The sequence below is a fragment of the Massilia sp. genome, from assembly GCF_032106685.1.
Taxonomy (GTDB): domain Bacteria; phylum Pseudomonadota; class Gammaproteobacteria; order Burkholderiales; family Burkholderiaceae_D; genus Telluria.
Genome location: NZ_DAMCPG010000002.1, coordinates 199,006 through 217,132, shown reverse-complemented (window position 1 = coordinate 217,132; position 18,127 = coordinate 199,006). Strand labels below are relative to the sequence as shown.

The following is an 18,127-nucleotide window of genomic DNA, read 5'->3' as shown; positions in this document are numbered from 1 at the left end:
CGCCGGGACGACTGCATCATGAGCGACACCAAACAGTACGGTTTCACCACCACCATCCTGCACAACGACCGCCGCAAGACGATCGAGCAGGGCTCGCTGCACAAGCCGGTCCACACCTCGGTGGCCTTCGGCTACGGCGATGCGCGCCAGCTGGCCTCGGTGTTCCAGGGCAAGGAGCCGGGCTTCCGCTACGGCCGCCAGGGCAACCCGACGGTCGCCGCGCTGGAAGACAAGGTCACGAAGATGGAGGACGGCGTCGCCACGCTGTGCTTCGGCACCGGCATGGCGGCCATCGGCGCGCTGTTCCAGGCGCTGCTGCGCGAGGGCGACCACATCGTTTCGTCTTCCTTCCTGTTCGGTAACACCAACAGCCTGTGGCAGACGGTGGCCGGGCAGGGCGTGCAGGTGTCCTTCGTCGACGCCACCGACGTCGCCAACGTCGAGGCGGCCCTGCAGCCGAACACGCGCTTCGTGTTCGTCGAGACCATCGCCAATCCGCGCACCCAGGTCGCGGACCTGGCGCGCATCGGCGCGCTGTGCCGCGCGCGCGGCATCCTCTACGTGGTCGACAACACCATGACCACGCCGAATCTGTTCCGTCCGAAGGCGGTCGGCGCCGGCCTGGTCGTCAATTCGCTGACCAAGTCGATCGCCGGCCACGGCATCGCCCTGGGCGGCGCCCTGACCGACACGGGTCTCTTCGACTGGAGCGCCTATCCGAACATCGCCGCCAACTTCCGCAAGCAGCCGGCCGCCGCGCAAGGCATGGCCCAGCTGCGCGCCAAGGCCCTGCGCGACTTCGGCGCCTCGCTCGGACCGGAGGCGGCGCACCACATCGCGGTCGGCGCCGAGACCCTGGCGCTGCGCATGGAACGCACCACCGCCAATGCGCTGGCGCTGGCGCGCATGCTGGAGCTTGACGAACGCGTCGCCGCCGTCCACTACCCGGGGCTGGCGTCGCACCCGCAGCACGCCATCGCGGACGCGCTGTTCCGCGCCGGCGGCTCGCTGCTCAGTTTCGAGCTGAAGGACGGCATCGACTGCTTCGATTACCTGAACCGCCTGAAGCTGGCCATCCCCGCGAGCAACCTGGGCGACACGCGCACCCTCGTGATCCCGGTGGCGCACACCATCTTCTTCGAGATGGGCCCCGAGCGCCGCGCCAGCATGGGCATCGCCGAGTCCCTGATCCGGGTCTCGGTGGGCATCGAGGATACCGAGGACCTGCTGGAAGACTTCCGGGCGGCGCTGGACGCCTGAGCTACAAGGACCGCGCGGCCGGTGGCGGCGCGGCACATCGATTTCACTGACGACGCGAACACATGAAAAAGAATGCGCTGAGACTTGCGGGCCTGGTGCTGGCCGGCCTGCTGCAGGCGGGCCTGGCCCATGCCGGCGAACTGGAGAACGCCAAGGCCTTGTTCGAGCAGAAGAAGTATCCCGAAGCAATGGCGATGTACACCAAACTGGCCAACGCCGGCAACGTCGAGGCCCAGCAGCTGCTGGGCCAGATGTACTGGTATGGCGAAGCCGGCACGGTCGACGAGACCAAGGCGACGATGTGGTTCCAGAAGGCCGCCGCCGCCGGCAACAAGGTGGCCGAAGCCTCGCTCGACATCATGAAGCAGCGCGTGGCGCGCCGCGCCGACATCGATTACTGGGTGTCGAAATACGACGGCGAGGAGCTCAGGTCCGGCAAGTTCCGCTGCCCCAAGCCGCGCATTCCCGCGATCTCGAAGCAGGCCGAGGAGATCGACCGGGTCTCGAACGCGATCAACAAATGGCAGGACTGCTACAACGGCTTCGTGCAGAACCTGAACGCGGCGTCGCCGCTCGAAAAGCAGATTCCCCCTGACGTCGCCAAATTGATGAACCTGGCGGAAATGGAAAAGGCCAAGGTCCACCTGGCCCAGGTCCAGGAAAACCTGTCGGAAGACGCCAAGGTCGGCGCCAAGATGGTGCTCGCCGACGTCGCGGTATGGCGCAGCGCCACCGAGGCCTACATCGCGGAGCACAATGCGATCGTGAGCAAGGCGCCGAAGGACGGGTCGCTGCGCACGAAGTAAGCGCGGAGGCAAAGCAAAAAGGCCGCGCTTGCGGCCTTTACGGTAGGGTGGGGCCTCGACCCCACGCGGTCGGGCAGGCGATGTGTCGCAAAACGTTAAGTAATGGCGCTCTGTTCTTTGTAGGGTGGACACCTGTGTCCACGCGGTAAAGCGCTTGCTTGGCTGAAAAGTATTGCGGAGCGTCCGACACCTGTCCTGGCAGGCGGATCTTCGATGTTCGGTATTCGATGTTCGAATGTTGTACCGCGTGGACACAGGTGTCCACCCTACAAAAAAGGCCGCAGTCGCGGCCTTTGTCCTGCATTGTTGGCTCAGTGCCAGCTGCGCATCAGCCCCACCGCCAGTCCTTCGAGCGCGAACTCGTCTTCCGGCTCGACGCGGATCACCTTGAAGTCCGGGTTTTCCGGCAGCAGCTCGATCACGTCGCCGGTCTTGCGGTAGCGCTTGACGGTGACGTCCTCGCCCAGGCGGGCGACGACGATCTGGCCGTTCTTGGCGCTGTCGATTTTCTTGACCGCCAGGAAGTCGCCGTCCATGATGCCGGCATCGCGCATCGACCAGCCGCGCACCTTCAGCAGGAAGTCCGGGCGGGCGCCGAACATGGCCGGGTCGACGTTGTAGGTTGCCTCCACGTGTTCCTGGGCCAGGATGGGCGAACCCGCGGCGACGCGGCCGACCAGCGGCAGCGACATCAGCAGGGCGGGCGGGATGGCCGGAACGGGCGGCTCCGACGCGGCGCCGATCAGGCGAATGCCGCGCGAGGTGCCCGAGACGATCTCGATCGCGCCTTTGCGGGCCAGCGCCTGTAGATGCTCCTCGGCCGCGTTGGCCGACTTGAAGCCCAATTCCTTCGCGATCTCGGCGCGGGTCGGCGGGAAGCCGGTGTTGTCGATCGCTTCCTTGATCAGGTTGAGGATCTGTTCTTGCCGTGCAGTGAGCTTGAGCATGGATGTACCACTGGTTATCGATTCAGGCTGTATTTTTGTACAGTATTCGGAGATTTGCAAGCATTACTTGCTGTGACGTGCCTGGAGAGGCGAGCGGGGCGCGTGTGGCGTGGTGTCGACGTGGCGGAGATGAAGTAAAGGTGCCGCGGCAAGGCGGCGGCAGGGCGTCGGTGCGGCGCCCTTCGGCGTCGGATCAAAACGAGCTGGACGACGGCGATCCGCGGCAGGCAAGGGCGTGCAGGCCGTTGTCGCCGGTGCGCATCAGGAGCAGGCGTAGACTTCGGTGAGGGTGAAATAGCTGCTCGTTTCGCCCCAGCTGTACCGCGCGCCGTTACAGGTCAATTCGGTGCCGCCGATTTCGACGGTATGGCTGGCATCGCTGTAATAGGTCGTCGTGCTGCCATGCGTGGGACGGGCAACCGCGGCGGCTGCCGCGACGGCAAGGGCGCCGACGAAAAGTGCTTTTGTCAGTTTCATTTCTTCGTTCTCCTTCAGTGGGTGGACGTACGAAATGCATCAGGGTCTCTTGTCCGAAAAGTTTTCGGCAGAGAAACCTTATCAGTCTCTCAACGCGCACTCAACTATGGATTGTGCTAGGTGCGATACCCGGCGGAGCCGCGGTGCGCCCCCGTCGGTCACCGGCCATGCTTGTGTCGATGGAATTCCTGCGTTATACTCGAGAGCTTTCCCTTCCCACACTCGTCTTGACGCCGAGGTGGGCATTTGTTTAAACGTCCTCAAGGAGTGTTGCATGCGTCATTATGAAATCGTTTTTATCGTCCACCCGGACCAAAGCGAGCAAGTCCCGGCGATGATCGAGCGTTACAAGACCACGGTGACCAGCCGCGGCGGTAACATCCATCGCGTGGAAGACTGGGGCCGTCGCCAGATGGCTTACCAGATCCAGAAGCTGCCGAAGGCACATTACATCTGCATGAACATCGAGTGCGACAACGAGACCCTGGTCGAGCTGGAAACCGCATTCAAGTTCAATGATGCCGTGCTGCGTCACCTGACCGTGAAGATGAAGAAGGCTGAAACCGCTCCGTCGCCAATGATGAAGTCGGTCCAGCGCGAAGACGCAGCCAAGAGCCACCGCGCAGAAGCTCCGGCTGCTGCCCCGGCCGCCGCTGCCTAAGGTCTTTCGCCAGAATTCGTGGACGGGCCCAGTGCCCGACGTGCAGTGAACCAGCTCCAGGTCGTCGCCACCATCGCTGAACGCGACCTGTTGCGCTACACCCCCGCCGGCGTGCCGGTGGTCTCGGCAATCCTGATGCACAGTTCGCAACAGGTCGAGGCAGGGGTGACGAGGTTGGTCGAGTTCGAGATTCCCGCGTTCGCCGCGGGCGAGATTTCGGGCCGGTTCGCCAGCGCCGAGCTCGGCGCCGCACACCAGTTCACGGGTTTCCTGGCCAGGAAGAACCGCAACAGCAAAGCCCTGGTGTTTCACATCATTGATTTCAGTGCTGCCGCTTAGATTACCCAGCGGCCCACCTTTTAGATATACAGGAGCCTCAAATGGCATTCGGTAAAAAGTTCGACAAAAACAAAGCCAAAGAAAAAATGAAGCGCAAGCAGCAGAATCCGCTGTTCAAGCGCAAGAAATTCTGCCGCTTCACCGCCGCCGGCGTTGAACAGGTCGATTACAAAGACGTCGACACCCTGAAGGACTTCGTCCAGGAAAACGGCAAGATCATGCCGGCACGCCTGACCGGCACCAAGGCGCACTACCAGCGTCAAGTGGACACCGCGATCAAGCGCGCCCGTTACCTGGCCCTGCTGCCGTACACCGACCTGCACAACGCTTAAGTCGCTACGGCAACGAGCACAAGTAAATACTGGAGAATAATATGCAAGTTATCCTGCTGGAAAAAGTCGTCAACGTCGGCAACCTGGGCGACGTCGTCAAGGTCAAGGACGGTTACGCACGTAACTTCCTGATCCCGCAAAAAATGGCCCGCCGCGCTACCCAGGCTGCCGTGGCCGAGTTCGAAGTCAAGCGCGCCGAACTGGAAAAAGCTGCTGCCGAGAAGCTGGCTGCCGCACAAGGCCAGGGCGAAAAGCTGAACGGCATGACCATCACCATCGCTCAGAAAGCCGGCGTCGACGGCCGTCTGTTCGGTTCGGTCACCAACTTCGACATCGCTGAAGCCCTGAGCAAGCAAGGTTTCGCCGTCGAAAAGGCGCAAGTGCGCATGCCGACCGGTCCGCTGAAGACCACCGGCGAGCACCCGGTTGCCGTCGCCCTGCACACCGACGTCGTGGTGGATGTCACCATCGCTGTCGTGGGCGAAGCTGCCTGATCAAGTATTACCGCACAGCTCCTTTGGAGCTGTTGCAAAAAAGGAAAAAGCCGGGTTCGCCCGGCTTTTTTTATGCGCAGAAACTCGCCAATTATTTCAGCCGTGTGACCGGAGAAGGTATAATGCCCGCCATGAATACCCCCGCAGATCCGCAAATCGAATCGCTGCGCATCCCCCCGCACTCCATCGAAGCAGAACAGTCCGTCATCGGCGGCCTGCTGCGCGATAATGCGGCCTGGGACCGCATTGCCGACTTCATGCACGCGGACGATTTCTACCGCTACGACCACCGCATCATCTTTGAACAGATGGTCCGCCTGATCAACAGCGGCAAGCCGGCCGACGTCATCACCGTCTACGAGGCGATGGTTTCGCTCGGCAAGGCGGAAGACGTGGGCGGCCTGCAATATTTGAACGCGATGGCGCAGAACACGCCGTCCGCCGCCAACATCCGCCGTTACGCCGAGATCGTGCGCGACCGCGGCGTGCTGCGCAAGCTGATCACCGTTGCCGACGAAATCTCGGGCAACGCGTTCAACCCGCAAGGCAAGGAAGTCAAGCAGATGCTTGACGAAGCCGAATCCAAGATCTTCGCCATCGCCGAGCAGGGCGCGCGCGGCGCCCAGGGCTGGACCGCGGTGCAGCCGCTGCTCACGCAGGTCGTCGAGCGCATCGACGAACTGTATTCGCGCGAAAACCAGGGCGAGATCACCGGCGTGCCGACCGGCTTCATCGACCTCGACCGCATGACCTCGGGCCTGCAGCCAGGCGACCTGGTGATCGTCGCCGGCCGTCCGTCGATGGGCAAGACCGCGTTCTCCGTGAACATCGGCGAGAACGTCGCGATCGAAGCCGGCCTGCCGGTGGCCGTGTTCTCGATGGAGATGGGCGGCGCCCAGCTGGCCATGCGTATGCTCGGTTCGGTCGGCCAGCTCGACCAGCACCGCCTGCGCACCGGCCGCCTGAACGACGAGGACTGGCCGCGCCTGACGCACGCCATCCAGAAGATGAACGATGCCCAGCTCTACATTGACGAGACGCCGGCATTGAACCCGATCGAGATGCGCGCACGCGCGCGCCGCCTTGCCCGCCAGTGTGGCAAGCTCGGCCTTATCATCGTCGACTACCTGCAGCTGATGCAGGGTAGCCAGCCGGGCGACAACCGCGCGGCCGAGATCTCCGAGATCTCGCGTTCCCTCAAGGGCCTGGCGAAAGAATTGCATTGTCCGGTCATCGCACTGTCCCAGCTGAACCGCTCGCTGGAACAGCGGCCGAACAAGCGTCCCGTGATGTCCGACCTGCGCGAATCCGGCGCTATCGAGCAGGATGCGGACGTGATCATCTTCCTGTATCGCGACGAGGTCTACAACCCCGACTCGCCCGATAAGGGAACCGCCGAAATCATCATCGGCAAGCAGCGTAACGGCCCGATCGGGGCCATCCGACTGACCTGGATTGGCCAGTACACCAAGTTTGGCAACTACAGCGGCAACCTCGCCATCTACCAGGGCGATTAAGCCGATATTGCGCCTCCGTGGACCTTGTTGGTCCACGGCCCTCGCAGTCCCAAGAGTTTTACAACGGAGAGTTAAATGTTTGGACGCCTGATGCCCACTGAGGGCAAGTTTTTTGATCTGTTCAACCAGCACGCCGCTTTGTGCGTGAAGGGTGCACAGGAAATGGTTGGCCTGATGACCAACTTCGACGACCTGGAAAACCGCACCCACGCCGTGGAGAGCATCGAAAAACAGGCGGACAAGATCACCTACGCCACCGTCGACCTGCTGCACAAGACCTTCATCACCCCGCTCGACCGCGACGACATCCACAAGCTGATCACCCGCATGGATGACATCCTCGACATGATGGAAGACGCGGCCCAGACCATTTCGCTGTACGACCTGCACGCCGTCACGCCGGAAGCCAAGCGCCTGGCCGAACTGTGCCTGGCCGCCTGCCAGAAGGTCCAGGAAGCCGTGGCCCTGCTGCACGACATGGGCAACGCCCAGAAGATCGTCGCCATCTGCGAAGAGATCGACCGCTTCGAGTCCGACGCCGACCACGTGATGCGCGCCGCCATGTCGAAGCTGTTCCGCGACGAACCGGACGTGCGCAACCTGATCAAGATGAAGGCGATCTACGAGATCCTCGAGACCGTCACCGACCGCTGCGAAGACGTCGCGAACATCATCGAAGGCATCATCGTCGAAAACGCTTAAGTTTCCTAAGAATAAAAATAATTATGGAACATCTCACCATCAGCATCTACGTGCTGGGTCTACTGGTGCTGCTGGCACTGGTATTCGACTTCATGAACGGCTTCCATGATTCGGCGAACGCGATTGCGACCGTCGTCTCGACCGGCGTGCTGAAGCCCCAGTCCGCCGTCGCCATGGCCGCCTTCTTCAACTTCATGGCGATCTTCGTGGTCAGCATGAAGGTGGCGCAAACCATCGGCAAAGGCACCATCGACCCCCATGTGGTCGACCATTACGTGATTTTCGGGGCCCTGGTCGGGGCCATCGTCTGGAACGTCATCACCTGGTACTACGGCATTCCTTCGTCTTCCTCGCACGCCCTGATCGGCGGCCTGGTCGGCGCGGCAGTGGCCAAGTCGGGCACCGGCGCGCTGGTCGCGGCGGGCCTGTGGAAGACCGTCATCTTCATCGTCGTCGCGCCGCTGCTCGGCTTCGTGCTCGGCTCGATCATCATGCTGATCGTCTCCTGGGTATTCGTGAAAAGTACGCCGCGCAAGGTCGACGTCTGGTTCCGCCGCCTGCAGCTGCTGTCGGCCGCCGGCTATTCGCTGGGCCACGGCGGCAACGACGCGCAAAAGACCATGGGCATCATCTGGATGCTGCTGATCGCCGCCGGCTACACCAATCCGGCCGACGCGCACCCGCCGGCCTGGGTCATCATCTCCTGCTACGCGGCAATCAGCTTCGGCACCCTGTTCGGCGGCTGGCGCATCGTGAAAACCATGGGCCAGAAGATCACCAAGCTGAAACCGGTCGGCGGCTTCTGCGCCGAGACCGGCGGCGCGATGACGCTGCTGATGGCAAGCTTCTGGGGCATCCCGGTCTCGACCACCCACACCATCACCGGCGCCATCGTCGGCGTGGGCGCCTCGCAAAAGGCCTCGGCCGTGCGCTGGGGCGTGGCGGGCAACATCGTGTGGGCCTGGATCTTCACCATCCCGGCATCGGCCTTCGTCGCGGCGATCGCCTGGTGGATCGGTACCCACATCATGTAATCGCGGTCATCGACCACGACAAAAACGCCCGGCCAAGCGCCGGGCGTTTTTGTTCCGGCACCCGTAACATTTCCCGCATCCGGGTCAAGGCCCGAGCCAGGACAGCGCGCGCCCGGCCGCTTCGCCGATCTCGATGGCGTTGTACAGCACCAGCACCGCCAGCACGCCGGCCGCGACGGCCCGATATCCCTTGGGAAGCGTACCGAAACGTCGCGCGATGTCCTGGATGAGCGCCTTCATGATGTCCTCGCCGCCAATGGTGGGAAAATGTTGCTGCGTCAACTGATCATCGTGAGCATCCGGTTTCGGCACAAGCGTGCACGTCAAACGCCGTGCGGATCGGCGCGCGGGATTGCGGCATCCCTGCGCCACGGCGTTCGTCCGCCGCGCTGCCGCCGTGTCATACTCTGTTCCCGTAGCTTGAGGTGCTGGAATCCGGATGAACCTGCATATCGACAAGGCGATGCTGGCCGCACGCTGGCGTCGTGCGCTCGGCCGCCTGCGGCCTTTCCTCGCATTCGCGCGCCGGCGGCTGCCGATGCTGCTGGTGTGGCCGGCGCTCGCGCTGGCCGCGATCGGCGCGTTATGGACCTATGTCCTGCGCGACCTCGAGCATGAGCAGCATGACCGGCGGGTCGAGCTGGAGCAGCAGGTCGACGCCTATACGCGCAGCATGGTCGTCCGTGCGCGGCGCTCGATCGACGACACCGACCGCCTGCTGCTGCTGTTGCGCCACCAGTGGGCGCGCGCCGGCAAGCGGCTCAGCCTGGAGGGCACGATCGATGCGGGCATCTTCTCCGAGCAGTACATTTCCGCCGTGGCGGTCCTCGACCGCAAGGGGATCGTCACGACCTGCTCGCAGCCCGAGGTCATCGGCAAGTATTTCGGCAACCGGCCGTATTTCACCGAGCAGCAGAACGCTACCAGCGACAGGCTGTACCTGAGCGGCCCGCTCGAAGGCAAGCTGACGCACCAGGAAGTCGTCGCCTTCTCGCGCCCGCTGCTGACGCCGCAGGGGAAGTTCGACGGCATCGTGCTGGTCGCCGTCCTGCCGTCCTTCTTCACCCAGCACTACGCCGAGCCGGTCCTGGGCGAATACGGCTTCGCCGGGCTGGTGCGGGACAACGGCGCGGTGCTGGCCACCCGCAGCGGGAGCATCGTCCACACCAGCCACTCGCCTTTCCTGCTGGCGCCGCTGCCGGCCGACCGGCCGGTGGGCGTCGCGCGCCTCGATGGCCGGCGCTGGTTCGCGGACGGGCACACCCGGATTGTGGGCTGGCACCCGCTGCCGGACGTGGGGCTGGTCGGCATGGTGGGCGTGGACGAGTATGCGGCACTGGCGCCCTATCGCGCCAAGCAGCAGGCAGCCATCAACAACGCCTGGTGGAACACCGCCTGGCTGGTGCTGGCCGCGCTGCTCGCCACCAGCCTCCACGTGCACGCGAAGTGGAAGCAGCACCAGATCGAAATCATCCGCGCCACCTACCGCCGCGCGACCGAGGAAGCGGGGGAGGGCTTCTTCATCAACCGGCCGGTGCGCGACGCCCAGGGCGTGGTGCGCGATTTCGACATCGTCGACTGCAACCAGTTTGGGGCCGACATGTTCGGCAAGCATCCGATGCAGCTGATCGGGCACCGCCTGTCCGAGTTTTACCAGGGCGCGCTGTTCGAGGCGGCGTGCACGCGGCTGCGCCAGGCGCTCGAGACCGGCGTCTACGACCAGGAATTGCCGGTGCACCCGGCGCCGGAGCAGCCGCTGAAGGCGCAATGGATCCGCTACAAGGCGGTGCGCGCCGGCGACGACCTGGCGGTCACGGTGCGCGACATCAGCGAGAGCAAGGCGCATCTGTCCGAACTCGAGCGCAGGAGCAACTCGGATGCGCTGACCGGCCTGCCCAACCGCTACTGGATCCAGCACTACCTGCCGGGGGCGATCGCGCATGCGCGCGCGGGCGGACAGCGGCTCGCGGTGCTGTTCATCGACCTCGACGGCTTCAAGACCGTCAACGACGTGCTCGGCCATGCGGCCGGCGACGAATTGCTGCGCACCGTCGGCAAGCGCCTCACGACGGCGGTGCGCCCGCGCGACCATGTGGTGCGCCTGGGCGGCGACGAGTTCGTGGTGGTGCTGGAACAGGCCGGCAGCGTCGAGGATGTCGAACAGGTCGCCGCCCGCGTGCTCGGCGCCTTCCGCGACGGCTTTCACCTGCAGCAGTCGACCCAGGTCCTGAACGCATCGATCGGGATCAGCCTGTTCCCCGAACACGGCGACGATGCCCAGACCCTGCTGAAGAACGCCGACATCGCGATGTATTCGGTCAAGACCGGCGGCAAGGGCGCCTTCCGCTTCTTCCAGGCGCGCTTTTTCGAAGCCATCCGCACGCGCCTGGAAACCGAGATGGAACTGCGCCACGCCCTCGACCAGCGCCAGTTCGTCGTGCACTACCAGCCGCGGATCGACCTGGCCGCCGGCACGGCCTCGAGCATGGAAGCGCTGGTGCGCTGGGAGCGTCCGGGCAAGGGCCTGACCGGGCCCGACGGTTTCATCCCCCTGCTCGAGGAGACCGGACTGATCGTGCGGCTGGGCGAACAGGTCATCGACAACGTCTGCCGCCAGCTGGCCCACTGGGCGCGCGACGGCGGGCCGCTGGTGCCGGTCTCGGTCAACGTCTCGCCGCGCCAGTTCAGCCAGTCCGACATCCTGGCGCTGTTTCGCGGCGCCATCGAGCGCCATGGCATCGCCCCCGCGCTGCTCGAAATCGAGGTGACCGAGTCGTCGATGATGCAGGAAGGAATCGTGGAGTCGACCGTGTTCCGCCAGCTGCGCGAACTCGGGATCAAGCTGTGCATCGACGATTTCGGCACCGGCTACTCCTCGCTGTCCCAGTTGCAGCGCCTGCGTTTCGACGTCCTCAAGATCGACCGCGCCTTCGTGCTGCGCATCGAGAACCCGGAAGGCGACACCCTGATCGCCTCGATGATCGCCATGGCCCACGCGCTGGGCATGCGCGTGGTGGCGGAGGGTGTCGAGAGCCGGGCGCAGATGCAGCTGCTCAAGACGCTCGGCTGCGACGAAGGGCAGGGCTATTTCTTCTCGCGCCCGGTGCCGCCGGGGGAGCGCCAGCCGCAGGCCAATCGCGCGTTCGAGACAGTGGGCGGGACGAAGTCGTAGATAGCAGTTGTAGGGTGGGCACCTGGGCCCACGCGGTCTCACCGTTTGATTGGCGGCGCCAACGCGCGCGAGCCGCTAGGCTGGCTGTTTGCATATGCAAGCGCATATCCACCGCCGTGCCGCGTGGGGACAAGTCCCCACCCTACGGTATCGTCGGTATTTTTGCGCCCATGAGCAGTAACGTAGGGTGGGGACTTGTCCCCACGCGGTCTCGCCATCCGATCGACGGCGCCAAAAAGCGCGAGCCACCCTGCCCGCGAACCGCCTGTCGTCGTGCGCAACCAGGAATCCGCCGCCCGACCCCGTGGGGACAAGTCCCCACCCTACGCCTGCCTCACTGTTCGTGGGCGTAAAAAAACCTGCGGGCCTCTCGGCGCGCAGGTTTTCGGTAGGGCGTATAAACGCTTACAGCACGTCGCTCGCGTGATCCGCCAGGCGCGAACGCTCGCCGCGCGCCAGGGTCACGTGGCCGCTATGCGACCAGCCCTTGAAGCGGTCGACCACGTAGGTCAGGCCGCTCGAGCCTTCGGTCAGGTAGGGCGTGTCGATCTGGGCGATATTGCCCAGGCAGAGGATCTTGGTGCCGGGGCCGGCGCGGGTGACCAGGGTCTTCATCTGCTTCGGCGTCAGGTTCTGGGCCTCGTCGATGATCAGGAACTTGTTCACGAAGGTACGGCCGCGCATGAAGTTGAGCGACTTGATCTTGATGCGCGAGCGGATCAGGTCCTGGGTCGCGGCGCGGCCCCAGTCGCCGGCGTCGTTGTCGGACTTGTTCAGCACTTCGAGGTTGTCGTCGAATGCGCCCATCCACGGCGACATCTTCTCTTCCTCGGTGCCCGGCAGGAAGCCGATGTCCTCGCCGACCGGCACCGTCACGCGGGTGACGATGATCTCGTTGTAGAGCTTGGTCTCCAGCACCTGCGCCAGGCCGGCGGCCAGGGCCAGCAGGGTTTTACCGGTGCCGGCCTGGCCGAGGAGGGTGACGAAGTCGCACTCCGGGTTCATGAGCAAGTTCAGCGCGAAGTTCTGCTCGCGGTTGCGCGCGGTGATGCCCCAGACGCTGTTCTTGGCGTGGGTATAGTCGCGCAGCACCTGCAGCACGGCGGTCTTGCCGTTGATCTCTTTCACCTGCGCGTAGAAGGGCGCCTCGCCGCCGTTCTGCTCGAGGTAAACGAACTGGTTCACCAGCAGGCTGGGGATGAAGGGGCCGGTGACGCGGTAGAAGGTGGTGCCGTTGCGGGTGTCTTGCCACGACTCCATGTTCTTGGCGTGCGTGTCCCAGAAGTCTTCCGGCAGCTGATTGATGCCCGAATACAGCAGGTCGGTATCTTCCAGCACGTGGTCGTTGAAATAGTCCTCGGCCGGCAGGCCCAGGGCGCGCGCCTTGATGCGCATGTTGATGTCTTTCGACACCAGCACGATGGCGCGCTGCGGCTGCTCGGCGGCCAGGGCCTTCACGACGCCGAGGATCTGGTTGTCGGCCTTGCCGGTCGGCAGGCCTTCCGGCAGGGCGGGGCCGTTCTGCAGCTTTGTCTGGAAGAACAGGCGGCCCTTGGCGTCCTTGTTGCCCAGCTTGGCCAGTTCGATGCCGGCCTCGATGGCGTCGTCGTCGATGTCGGCGATCAGGGCGTCCAGCGTGCGCGAGACCTGGCGGGCGTTGCGCGCGACTTCCGACATGCCCTTCTTGTGGTCGTCGAGCTCCTCGAGCGTCATCATCGGCAGGTAGACGTCGTGTTCCTCGAAACGGAACAGGCAGGTCGGGTCGTGCATCAGCACGTTCGTATCGAGCACGAAGACCTTGGTGGCGCCGGCCTTGTCGGCCTTGCGGCTAGCCGAGGACTTGACGTTGACTTCGACCGGCTTGTGCTTGACCGGATGCGGCGCACCGATGTCGGTTTCGCGCAGTTTGGCGACCGTCTCCGGCTTGGCGGCACGCTCGGGTGCAGCTTGTGGGACCGGCACTGCGGCCAGCGGCGTGGCCTTGGGTTTGCGGGCACGGGTGGATTTCGCGGCGGGCACGGCCTTGCCGCTGATGAGGTCTTCGACCGGATCGGCCTCGACCGGCGCTGCGCTCACGGCGCGCACGGGAGACTTGCCGGGTTCGGCTTTGGGGTAATCGCTGACCGGCAGCAGGGTGGCCGGCTTGGTCGGGATTTTTGGTAGTGGCATCAGGTTCTCAATCTAGAAAAAGTGGAGGACGCCTCGCGCCAGCGCGTCGCGGGACGCGCTGCCGGGCGGGATCGATGCAACTGGAAAATACTTGGGGGCGCGGACCAGGGCCGGATGAGCACCGGCTTGGCAGGCAGCCAGATTGGAATGATGCAGGGATAAAACGCTTCGACTCAAAATAGGTGGTTGGACCAGCAGGTTGATCGACTGGAGCCATCCGTTCAGGGCTGGCTCTTCACAAATTCCAGCACTTCATCGACGTGATCATTGACTTTCACGCCACGCCATTCTTTCACCAATCGGCCTTGAGCGTCAACGACAAACGTACTGCGCTCGACCCCCCTGACTTTCTTGCCGTACATGTTCTTCATCTTCATGACGCCGAACTGGTTGCAGACCAGTTCGTCAGGGTCGGAGATCAGTTCGAAAGGCAGGCCCAGCTTGGATTTGAAGTTCTCGTGCGAGCGGAGCGAGTCGCGGCTGATGCCGTAGACCTCGGTGTTTGCGGCGAGGAACTCGTCGTGTTTGTCGCGGAAGGCCATGCTCTCGGTGGTGCAGCCCGGGGTATTGTCCTTCGGATAAAAATACAGCACCGTGTACTTCGCGGGACGGCCGCCAAGCTGGAAGGTCTGGTCGCCGGTCATGGCGGCGCTAAAGTTCTCTACGGTTGCTGCGCTGGGGCTGTCGGCCACGTGGATTCTCCTGGACTGGTATCGGGCTATCTATATAGCCCTCATCATAATCTGCGGCGCTGCGGGACGGTAGTACTTACGTAGTCCGGCCGCGGCGTCGACAGCAAATGGGGGCGAAAAATTGCCTTTCAACCACATTAGTCGAAATTTACACGAGAAGACCGCAGGAGGGTGGTTCGATTGGACGAGGGTGCAAAGGATATTTGCACAGGAGGGACTACAGGCAAATATCGTTTGCAATGGGATAGAACGTTGGGCAGACGCAGCGCTTTAATGAACGCCAGCATCACGCAAACTTTACGCGTGGGCACAGGGGCGCCCACCCTACGATCCTCATGGTTAGCCTAGAAGTACCGTAGGGTGGGCGCCCCGTGCCCACCGTTTTTCGTCACCCGGCTCAGGCCGGGTCGATGATCAGCGCCAGCGTCACCTTGCGTCCTTCGCCCATCAGCACGTTGTAGGTGCGGCAGGCGGCCTGGCTGTCCATGCTTTCCACGCCGGTGCGGCGCGCGGTCAGGCTGGCGATCAGGCGCGGGTGCACGAAGCGCTGGCGCTCCCCGGTGCCGAGGATGACGACGTCCGGCTCATCCAGCGCGATCTGCTCGAAGTGTTCGCTGGCGAGGTCCTCGAAACGCGTCACGTTCCAGGGGCGCGGCGGCGTCTCGGGCATCACGAGCAGGCTGTAGTTGAAACGTTCCGCATTGATTTCGACACCCGAAGCGTCGTAGCCGGTCACGGTCTGGTATTGTTGAGTGTTGTCGGAGTGAAGCTTCATGTCGTCGGTGGCTTGGGGCGGCATGCGCCGCGGTGATGGCGGGGAAGCGCCGCGCTGGGCGGCCATGGGGCACGATTATAAACTTTTCGCCGCGCAGGCCGTTTTCGCCGGCGATCTGTGCATGGTTGCGCAAACGAGGCGCTTTCGGCAGAATGGTATTTTTCGCACTGCAACATGCAGGCCAACCACGGGTGACAATGTGAGACCGATTCGCAAATCGAACAAGCTGGACGACGTGTGTTATGAGATCCGTGGCCCCGCGCTGGAAAAAGCGCGCCAGATGGAAGACGACGGCCACAAGCTCATCAAGCTGAATATCGGCAACCTGGCCGTCTTCGGTTTCGATCCGCCCGACGAGATCATGCAGGACATGATCCGCAACATGCACGGCGCCGCCGGCTACACGGACTCGAAAGGCCTGTTCGCGCCGCGCAAGGCGGTCATGCACTACACCCAGCAGAAGAAGATCGCGGGCGTGCGCATCGACGACATTTATCTGGGTAATGGCGCATCGGAACTGATCGTCATGGCCATGCAGGGCCTGCTGAACAACGGCGACGAAGTGCTGGTGCCGGCGCCGGATTATCCGCTGTGGACCGCCGCCGTCAGCCTGGCCGGCGGCTCGCCCATCCACTACGTATGCGACGAGCAGGCCGACTGGATGCCGGACATCGCCGACATGCGCAGCAAGATCACGCCGAACACGCGCGCCATCGTCGTCATCAACCCGAACAACCCGACCGGCGCCCTGTATCCGCGCGAGATCCTGCTCGAGATCATCGAGCTGGCGCGCCAGCACGGCCTGATCATCTACGCCGACGAGATCTACGACAAGGTCCTGTACGACGGCAACGTGCACGAGTCGATCGCCTCGCTGGCCGACGACGTGCTCTTCGTCACGCTCAACGGCCTGTCGAAGAACTACCGCTCCTGCGGCTACCGTGCCGGCTGGATGGTGATCTCGGGCGACAAGCGTCATGCGAAAGACTATATCGAAGGCCTGAACATGCTGGCCTCGATGCGCCTGTGCGCCAACGCGCCGGGCCAGTTCGCGATCCAGACCGCGCTCGGCGGCTACCAGAGCATCGACGACCTGGTGCGTCCGGGCGGGCGCCTGCTCAAGCAGCGCGACTTGGCCTACAAGCTGCTTACCGATATTCCGGGAGTGTCCTGCGTCAAGCCAAAAGCGGCGCTCTACATGTTCCCGCGCCTGGACCCGGCGATGTATCCGATCGCCGACGACCAGCAGTTCATTTGCGAGCTGCTGGCCGAGGAAAAGGTCTTGCTGGTGCAAGGCACCGGCTTCAACTGGATCGCCCCGGACCATTTCCGGCTGGTGTTCCTGCCCAATTCCGACGACCTGACCGACGCCTGCGGCCGTATCGCACGCTTCCTCGACGGTTACCGACGACGCCACGCGCGCTAGAACAGACACGAACCACATGAAACCCATCAAAGTTGGCCTCCTCGGCATCGGCACCGTCGGTGCCGGCACCTTCAACGTCCTGCAACGCAACCAGGAAGACATCCGCCGCCGCGCCGGCCGCGGCATCGAGATCACCATGGTCGCCGCGCGCAACCTGGAACGCGCGGCCCAGCTGACCGGCGGCCAGTGCCGCGTGGTCGACGATCCCTTCCAGGTGGTGGACAGCCCCGAGGTCGACATCGTCGTGGAACTGATCGGCGGCTATGAATTGCCGCGCGAACTGGTGCTGCGCGCGATCGCCAACAACAAGCATGTGGTCACCGCCAACAAGGCGCTGCTGGCGCTGCACGGCAACGAGATCTTCGCCGCCGCCCAGGAGAAGGGCGTGATGGTCGCGTTCGAGGCGGCGGTGGCCGGCGGCGTGCCGATCATCAAGGCGCTGCGCGAAGGCCTGACCGCGAACCGCATCGAATCGGTGGCCGGCATCATCAACGGCACCACCAACTTCATCCTGTCCGAAATGCGCGACAAGGGCCTGGACTTCGCTACCGTGCTGAAGCAGGCCCAGGAACTCGGCTATGCCGAGGCCGACCCCACCTTCGACATCGAGGGTGTGGACGCGGCGCACAAGTTGACCATCATGTCGGCGATCGCGTTCGGCATTCCGGTCCAGTTCGACAAGGCCCACGTGGAAGGCATCAGCCAGCTGCAGGCCGACGACATCCGCTATGCCGAGGAACTGGGCTACCGCATCAAGCTGCTGGGCATCACCCGCCGCACCAGCGCCGGCGTCGAGCTGCGCGTGCACCCGACCCTGATCCCGGCCAAGCGCCTGATCGCCAACGTCGAAGGCGCCATGAACGCGGTGCTGGTCGAGGCCGACGCGGTCGGCTCGACCTTGTACTACGGCAAGGGCGCCGGCTCGGAACCGACTGCGTCGAGCGTGATCGCCGACCTGGTCGACGTCACCCGCCTGGCCACGGTCGACCCCTACTGCCGCGTGCCGCACCTGGCTTTCCAGCCGAACCAGATGAGCGACGTGGCGATCCTGCCGATGTCGGAAATCACGACCAGCTATTACCTGCGCGTGTACGTGAACGACCAGCTCGGCGTGATGGCCGACCTGACCCGCATCCTGGCCGACGCCGGCATCTCGATCGACGCCGTGCTGCAGAAGGGCACCCGCGGCGGCGCCCGCACCGACATCATCATGATCACGCACCAGACGCGCGAGAAGAACGTCGATGCCGCCATCGAGCGCATCGAGGCGCTCGCTTCGGTCGTCGGCAAGGTCATTCGCATCAGGCTGGAAACGCTCAGCTGA

Annotated in this window: 18 protein-coding genes; 12 read left to right on the top strand and 6 right to left on the bottom strand. The window is 63.9% G+C overall.

All coding sequences use genetic code 11. From position 1 onward, the window contains the following. Window positions 1–18 precede the first annotated feature (18 nt). Both RT688_RS02845 and RT688_RS02840 read left to right on the top strand, forming a co-directional pair. Window positions 19–1,260, top strand: a complete 1,242-nt coding sequence (locus RT688_RS02845) for a cystathionine gamma-synthase family protein (RefSeq protein ID WP_313703327.1) — start codon at window positions 19–21, stop codon at window positions 1,258–1,260. Window positions 1,261–1,322: 62 nt separating this feature from the next. Beyond that, window positions 1,323–2,066 carry a sel1 repeat family protein gene (locus tag RT688_RS02840; protein ID WP_313703326.1) on the top strand — a complete coding sequence of 248 codons (744 nt, stop codon included), beginning with the start codon at window positions 1,323–1,325 and terminating at the stop codon, window positions 2,064–2,066. Between the two features lie 311 nt (window positions 2,067–2,377). Here the strand turns inward: RT688_RS02840 and lexA are convergent, their stop codons facing one another. Both lexA and RT688_RS02830 read right to left on the bottom strand, forming a co-directional pair. Next, entirely contained in the window at window positions 2,378–3,013 is a 636-nt protein-coding gene (gene lexA / locus RT688_RS02835) for a transcriptional repressor LexA (protein WP_313703325.1), read from the bottom strand. Window positions 3,014–3,274: 261 nt separating this feature from the next. Then, on the bottom strand, window positions 3,275–3,490 hold the full coding sequence (locus RT688_RS02830; protein WP_313703324.1) for a DUF6289 family protein: 216 nt from the start codon (window positions 3,488–3,490) through the stop codon (window positions 3,275–3,277). Window positions 3,491–3,764: 274 nt separating this feature from the next. Between RT688_RS02830 and rpsF the strand changes: the two genes are divergently transcribed. From rpsF to RT688_RS02795, 7 genes are all read left to right on the top strand, one after another. Further along, a complete protein-coding gene (gene rpsF, locus RT688_RS02825; RefSeq protein WP_136219823.1) occupies window positions 3,765–4,151 on the top strand; it encodes a 30S ribosomal protein S6 in 387 nt (128 codons plus the stop codon). A 45-nt stretch (window positions 4,152–4,196) separates the two neighbouring features. Further along, on the top strand, window positions 4,197–4,490 hold the full coding sequence (gene priB, locus RT688_RS02820) for a primosomal replication protein N (protein WP_313703323.1): 294 nt from the start codon (window positions 4,197–4,199) through the stop codon (window positions 4,488–4,490). 41 nt (window positions 4,491–4,531) lie between these two features. Next, window positions 4,532–4,822 (top strand): 30S ribosomal protein S18, encoded by a 291-nt coding sequence (gene rpsR / locus RT688_RS02815; protein WP_027866749.1) that lies wholly within the window; start codon window positions 4,532–4,534, stop codon window positions 4,820–4,822. Between the two features lie 41 nt (window positions 4,823–4,863). After that, window positions 4,864–5,316 carry a 50S ribosomal protein L9 gene (gene rplI, locus RT688_RS02810; RefSeq protein WP_313703322.1) on the top strand — a complete coding sequence of 151 codons (453 nt, stop codon included), beginning with the start codon at window positions 4,864–4,866 and terminating at the stop codon, window positions 5,314–5,316. Window positions 5,317–5,447: 131 nt separating this feature from the next. After that, on the top strand, window positions 5,448–6,833 hold the full coding sequence (locus RT688_RS02805) for a replicative DNA helicase (protein WP_313703321.1): 1,386 nt from the start codon (window positions 5,448–5,450) through the stop codon (window positions 6,831–6,833). A 75-nt stretch (window positions 6,834–6,908) separates the two neighbouring features. Then, the gene (locus RT688_RS02800; RefSeq protein WP_312549315.1) at window positions 6,909–7,535 is read left to right on the top strand and encodes a DUF47 domain-containing protein; all 627 of its coding nucleotides are present in this window, start codon (window positions 6,909–6,911) and stop codon (window positions 7,533–7,535) included. 23 nt (window positions 7,536–7,558) lie between these two features. After that, entirely contained in the window at window positions 7,559–8,569 is a 1,011-nt protein-coding gene (locus RT688_RS02795; protein WP_313703320.1) for an inorganic phosphate transporter, read from the top strand. An 84-nt stretch (window positions 8,570–8,653) separates the two neighbouring features. Here the strand turns inward: RT688_RS02795 and RT688_RS02790 are convergent, their stop codons facing one another. After that, on the bottom strand, window positions 8,654–8,851 hold the full coding sequence (locus RT688_RS02790; protein ID WP_313703319.1) for a hypothetical protein: 198 nt from the start codon (window positions 8,849–8,851) through the stop codon (window positions 8,654–8,656). Window positions 8,852–9,008: 157 nt separating this feature from the next. Between RT688_RS02790 and RT688_RS02785 the strand changes: the two genes are divergently transcribed. Then, entirely contained in the window at window positions 9,009–11,741 is a 2,733-nt protein-coding gene (locus RT688_RS02785; protein ID WP_313703318.1) for an EAL domain-containing protein, read from the top strand. A gap of 405 nt (window positions 11,742–12,146) precedes the next feature. Here RT688_RS02785 and RT688_RS02780 read toward each other — a convergent pair whose 3' ends face one another. From RT688_RS02780 to RT688_RS02770, 3 genes are all read right to left on the bottom strand, one after another. Beyond that, the gene (locus tag RT688_RS02780) at window positions 12,147–13,910 is read right to left on the bottom strand and encodes a PhoH family protein (protein ID WP_313703317.1); all 1,764 of its coding nucleotides are present in this window, start codon (window positions 13,908–13,910) and stop codon (window positions 12,147–12,149) included. 221 nt (window positions 13,911–14,131) lie between these two features. Then, entirely contained in the window at window positions 14,132–14,602 is a 471-nt protein-coding gene (locus RT688_RS02775) for a peroxiredoxin (RefSeq protein ID WP_313703316.1), read from the bottom strand. A 397-nt stretch (window positions 14,603–14,999) separates the two neighbouring features. Beyond that, on the bottom strand, window positions 15,000–15,377 hold the full coding sequence (locus tag RT688_RS02770; protein ID WP_313703315.1) for an Mth938-like domain-containing protein: 378 nt from the start codon (window positions 15,375–15,377) through the stop codon (window positions 15,000–15,002). A gap of 199 nt (window positions 15,378–15,576) precedes the next feature. Between RT688_RS02770 and RT688_RS02765 the strand changes: the two genes are divergently transcribed. Both RT688_RS02765 and RT688_RS02760 read left to right on the top strand, forming a co-directional pair. Then, a complete protein-coding gene (locus tag RT688_RS02765) occupies window positions 15,577–16,803 on the top strand; it encodes a pyridoxal phosphate-dependent aminotransferase (RefSeq protein WP_313703314.1) in 1,227 nt (408 codons plus the stop codon). Window positions 16,804–16,819: 16 nt separating this feature from the next. Then, window positions 16,820–18,127, top strand: coding sequence for a homoserine dehydrogenase (locus RT688_RS02760; RefSeq protein ID WP_313703313.1), 1,308 nt, complete (start codon window positions 16,820–16,822; stop codon window positions 18,125–18,127).